Below are 4,061 nucleotides of genomic sequence, written 5' to 3'. Positions count from 1 at the left end.
CCTGCTGTTGCGCCTGCCGCTGATCGGCGGGTTGCTGCGCACCGCCGAATGTGCGCGCTTCGCCTCGACCCTGGCGATCCTCACCCGCAGCGGTGTGCCGCTGGTGGAGGCGCTAGACATCGCCGGCCAGGTGATCGGCAACCGGCTGATTCGCGGCGAGGTACGCGAGGCGGCGCGCAAGGTGCGCGAGGGCGGCAGCCTGACCCGCGCCCTGGAGGCCACCCGCCAGTTCCCGCCGATGATGCTGCACATGATCGCAAGCGGCGAACGCTCCGGCGAACTCGATCAGATGCTGGCGCGCACCGCCACCACCCAGGAAAGCGACCTGGCCGCCCGGGTGGCGCTGCTGGTCGGCCTGTTCGAACCCTTCATGCTGGTGTTCATGGGCGCCACGGTGCTGGTCATCGTGCTGGCGATCCTGATGCCGATCCTTTCCCTCAACCAACTGGTGGGCTAATCCATGCAACGACGCACGCAGCACGGCTTCACGCTGATCGAGATCATGGTGGTGGTGGTCATCCTCGGCATCCTCGCCGCCCTGGTGGTGCCGCAGATCATGAGCCGTCCGGACCAGGCCAAGGTCACCGTGGCGAAGAATGACATCAAGGCCATTTCCGCCGCCCTCGACATGTACAAGCTGGACAACTACAGCTACCCGAGCACCCAGCAGGGCCTGGAGGCGCTGGTGCGCAAGCCCTCCGGCAACCCGACGGCGCGCAACTGGAACCCCGACGGCTACCTCAAGCGCCTGCCGGTGGACCCCTGGGGCAATCCGTACCAGTACCTGGCGCCGGGCAGCAAGGGCGCCTTCGATCTCTATTCGCTGGGCGCCGATGGCCGGCAGGACGGCGCCGAGCTGAACGCCGACATCGGCAACTGGGACATCTGATGCGCCCGCAACCTGCCAGCCGGGGCTTCACCCTGGTCGAGCTGCTGGTGGTGCTGGTGCTGATCGGCAGCCTGGTCGGCCTGGCGGTGCTCGGTGGCGGCTTCGCCGGCCCGGCCCGCGAGCTGCGTGGCGAGGCCGAGCGGCTGGCCGGGCTGATCGGCGTGCTGGCCGAGGAAGCGGTGCTGGAGAACCGCGAGTACGGCCTGCGCATCGACGCGGATCAGTGGCAGGTGCTGGCGTACGACGGCGACCGCTGGGCGCCCTGGGAAGACCGGCCCGCGCAGCGGTTGCCGCATGGCGTGCAGGCCAGCCTGGAAATCGAGGGCCGGCCGCTGCGGGTCGCCGGTGCGAAGGGACCGGCGGCTGCCGCCCCGCAGGTGCTGATTCTCTCCAGCGGCGAGATCAGCCCGTTTCGGCTGGAACTGGCCGAGCGGCGCGCCGCTGGCCTGCGCCTGGAGTTGAGCAGCGACGGCTTTCGTCTGCCCCGCGTGCAGACCCTCGGAGCGGGCGGATGAAATCGGCGCGTGGCTTCACCCTGCTGGAGGTGCTGGTCGCCCTGGCGATCTTCGCCCTGGTCGCCGCCAGCATCCTCACTGCCAGCGCGCGCAGCCTGCAGACCGCCGCGCGCCTGGAGGACAAGACCCTGGCGCTGTGGATCGCCGACAACCAGCTGATCGAGCTGCAGCTGGAAGAGCCGCCGCCGGGCGAGGGCAATCGTCAGGGCCGGCTGGACTACGCCGGGCGCCCCTGGCAATGGCAGGCGCGCATCGATTCGACGGCGCATCCGGCCCTGCGCCGGGTGGAACTGTGGGTCGCCCGGGGCGGCGAAAGCCTTGAACGCGAACAGGCACTGCTGGCGCTGAGCGGATTCCTGGAGGTTGCGCCATGAGGGCTGCACGCGGCTTCACCCTGCTGGAGCTGCTGATCGCCATCGCCCTGTTCGCCCTGCTCGGGGTGGGCACCTACCGGCTGCTGGACAGCGTGCTGCGCGTCGACGAGGCAACCCGCCAACAGGAGCAGCGCCTGCGCGAATTGACCCGGGGCATGGCCGCCTTCGAACGCGATCTGCGCCAGGTGCTGGCGCGGCCGGTGCGCGCGCCCTACGGCGACAGCCTGGCCGCGCTGCTCGGCGAGGGACGCGAACGGCAGACGCTGGAGTTCACCCGCACCGGCTGGCGCAACCCCACCGACAGTCCGCGCTCGCGTCTGCAACGGGTGCGCTGGGAAGTCCGCGATGGCTACTGGGAGCGCCGCTACTGGCCAGTGCTCGACCAGGCCCAGGACAGCCAGCCGCAGGTGCAGCAGGTGCTCGACGGCGTGAGCGGCTGGCAGGTGCGCTACCTCGACCAGGACGGCAACTGGCAGGACAGCTGGCCTGGTGGCGTCGACGAGCAGAGCCTTGGCTCGCTGCCGCGCGCCGTGGAGCTGCGCCTGGAGCATCGGCATTACGGCGTGCTGCGCCGGCTGTTCCGGCTGCCCGACACGGATGCGGGCAGCGAGGCGGGCGCATGAACGGGCAGCGCGGCGTGGCCCTGATCACCGTGCTGCTGGTGGTGGCGCTGGTCACCGTGGTGGGTGCCGGGCTGATCGCCCGCCAGCAACTGGCGATTCGCAGCAGCGGCAATCTGCTGGTGCACAACCAGGCCTGGCACTACGCGCTGGGCGGCGAGCTGCTGGCCAAGGCGATCCTGCGCGAGGATCTGCGCCGGGGTGACGCGCGCCAGCCGCTCGACCATCCCGCCGAGCCCTGGGCGCAGCCCCTGAAACCCTTTCCCTTCGATGAAGGCGGCACGCTGCAGCTGCGCCTCGAGGACGCCACCGGGCGCTTCAATCTCAATGCCCTGGCATTGCCGGACAACGCCGGGCTGCAGGCCTTTGCCCAGTTCCAGCGGCTGCTGCGGCTGCTGGATATCGACCCGCCCTATGCCGAGCGCCTGCGCGACTGGCTCGACGAGGATGAGCAGGTCAGCCCCGGCGGCGCCGAGGACAACGACTACCTGCTGCTGCAGCCGGCGTACCGGGCGGCCAACCGGATACTGGCGGAGCCTTCCGAGCTGCGTCTGTTGCTGGACATGGCCGAGGTGGATTACCGGCGCTTGCTGCCCCACGTCACGGCGCTGCCGCTGGATGCCCGGTTGAACCTGAACAGTGCCGGGCCGCTGGTACTGGCCAGCCTGGCCGAGGGGCTGTCGCCGCAGCTGGCCCAGGGATTGATCGTTGCCCGCGAGGGGCAGGGCTTCGCCAGCGTGGAAAGTTTCATCGCCCAACTGGGCGCCGCCGGACAGACCGTGACAGGCCAGCCGCTGGCGGTGGGCAGCCGGTATTTCCGGGTGATCGGCGAGGTGGAATTGGCCGGGCGCCGCCAGGTGCTGGTCAGCCTGTTGCGGCGCGATGCCGATGGCGGCCTGACGGTGCTGTCGCGCGATCTGGGCCAGGCGGGAATGCACAAGGAGCGGGACGACGATGCTTGAAACCTGGCTGTTCCTGCCGCCGGAGGCGGCACAGGGCGTGGATGCCGATCTGGCCGTGCGCAGGGTCTCCGGCGACGGGGAGGGCGCCGTGGCGTTCGCCACGGCGCTGGACGAGCTGACGGAGCCCTGGTGCCTGGTGTTGCCGGTCGAAGCGGTGACGGTCTGTGCAGTAAGCCTGCCTACGCTGAAACCGCGCTGGCTGCGCAAAGCCTTGCCGTTCGCCGTCGAGGAGTGGCTGGCCGAGGAGGTGGAAGCCTTCCACCTGGCGGTGGGGGAACGCCTCGCGGATGGTCGCCATCGGGTCTTCGCGCTGCGCCGTGACTGGCTGCGTGACTGGTTGCAGGCCTGCGCCGCACATCCGCCCCGGGAAATCCGCGTCGATGCCGATCTGCTGCCCGTGGACGGTCCGCAGCTGTGCCGGCTCGGCGACCGTTGGCTGCTGGGCGGCGACCTGCCGGTGCGGCTGGCCGTGGAGGATGCGGACCTGCCGGTGCTGCAGACGCTGCTGCCTGATCCGCTACCGACGAGCAGTGCACCCCCGGCGGGCGAGGCCAGTCCGCATCGCTGGCTGACCCGCTGCGCCGCCGGCTGCAACCTGGCCCAGGGCGAGTTCGCGGTGCGCGAGCCGGCGGGCGACTGGCGGCGCTGGCGCCTGCCAGCTGCCGCGCTGGGCTTGTGTCTGCTGCTGCAGTGGGGCTTCG

The 4,061-nt window shown here is 70.6% G+C and carries 7 protein-coding genes; all 7 read left to right on the top strand.

Annotated features, from left to right (window positions below; all coding sequences use genetic code 11):
* Positions 1–457 (top strand): type II secretion system F family protein (locus tag AS93_RS0110665; RefSeq protein ID WP_027590603.1); only part of this gene is annotated, 457 nt, incomplete at its 5' end.
* Between the two features lie 3 nt (positions 458–460).
* On the top strand, positions 461–889 hold the full coding sequence (gene gspG / locus AS93_RS0110660; protein WP_027590602.1) for a type II secretion system major pseudopilin GspG: 429 nt from the start codon (positions 461–463) through the stop codon (positions 887–889).
* Complete coding sequence (gspH, locus tag AS93_RS0110655) at positions 889–1,404, top strand: type II secretion system minor pseudopilin GspH (protein WP_027590601.1); 516 nt, start codon at positions 889–891, stop codon at positions 1,402–1,404. Before gspG ends, gspH begins: the two co-directional genes overlap by 1 nt.
* Complete coding sequence (gene gspI, locus AS93_RS0110650; protein ID WP_027590600.1) at positions 1,401–1,778, top strand: type II secretion system minor pseudopilin GspI; 378 nt, start codon at positions 1,401–1,403, stop codon at positions 1,776–1,778. Before gspH ends, gspI begins: the two co-directional genes overlap by 4 nt.
* A complete protein-coding gene (gene gspJ, locus AS93_RS0110645) occupies positions 1,775–2,401 on the top strand; it encodes a type II secretion system minor pseudopilin GspJ (protein ID WP_027590599.1) in 627 nt (208 codons plus the stop codon). The genes gspI and gspJ overlap by 4 nt, the downstream gene beginning before the upstream one ends.
* The gene (gene gspK, locus AS93_RS0110640; RefSeq protein WP_027590598.1) at positions 2,398–3,360 is read left to right on the top strand and encodes a type II secretion system minor pseudopilin GspK; all 963 of its coding nucleotides are present in this window, start codon (positions 2,398–2,400) and stop codon (positions 3,358–3,360) included. The genes gspJ and gspK overlap by 4 nt, the downstream gene beginning before the upstream one ends.
* A partial coding sequence (gene gspL / locus AS93_RS19180; RefSeq protein ID WP_037008982.1) for a type II secretion system protein GspL occupies positions 3,353–4,061 on the top strand: 709 nt, incomplete at its 3' end. The genes gspK and gspL, both read left to right, overlap by 8 nt.

Source organism: Pseudomonas sp. RL (genome assembly GCF_000647775.1).
Classification (GTDB): Bacteria; Pseudomonadota; Gammaproteobacteria; order Pseudomonadales; family Pseudomonadaceae; genus Serpens; species Serpens flexibilis.
Note: the sequence above shows the minus strand (reverse complement) of the source record. Positions and strands in the feature narration are given on the sequence as shown.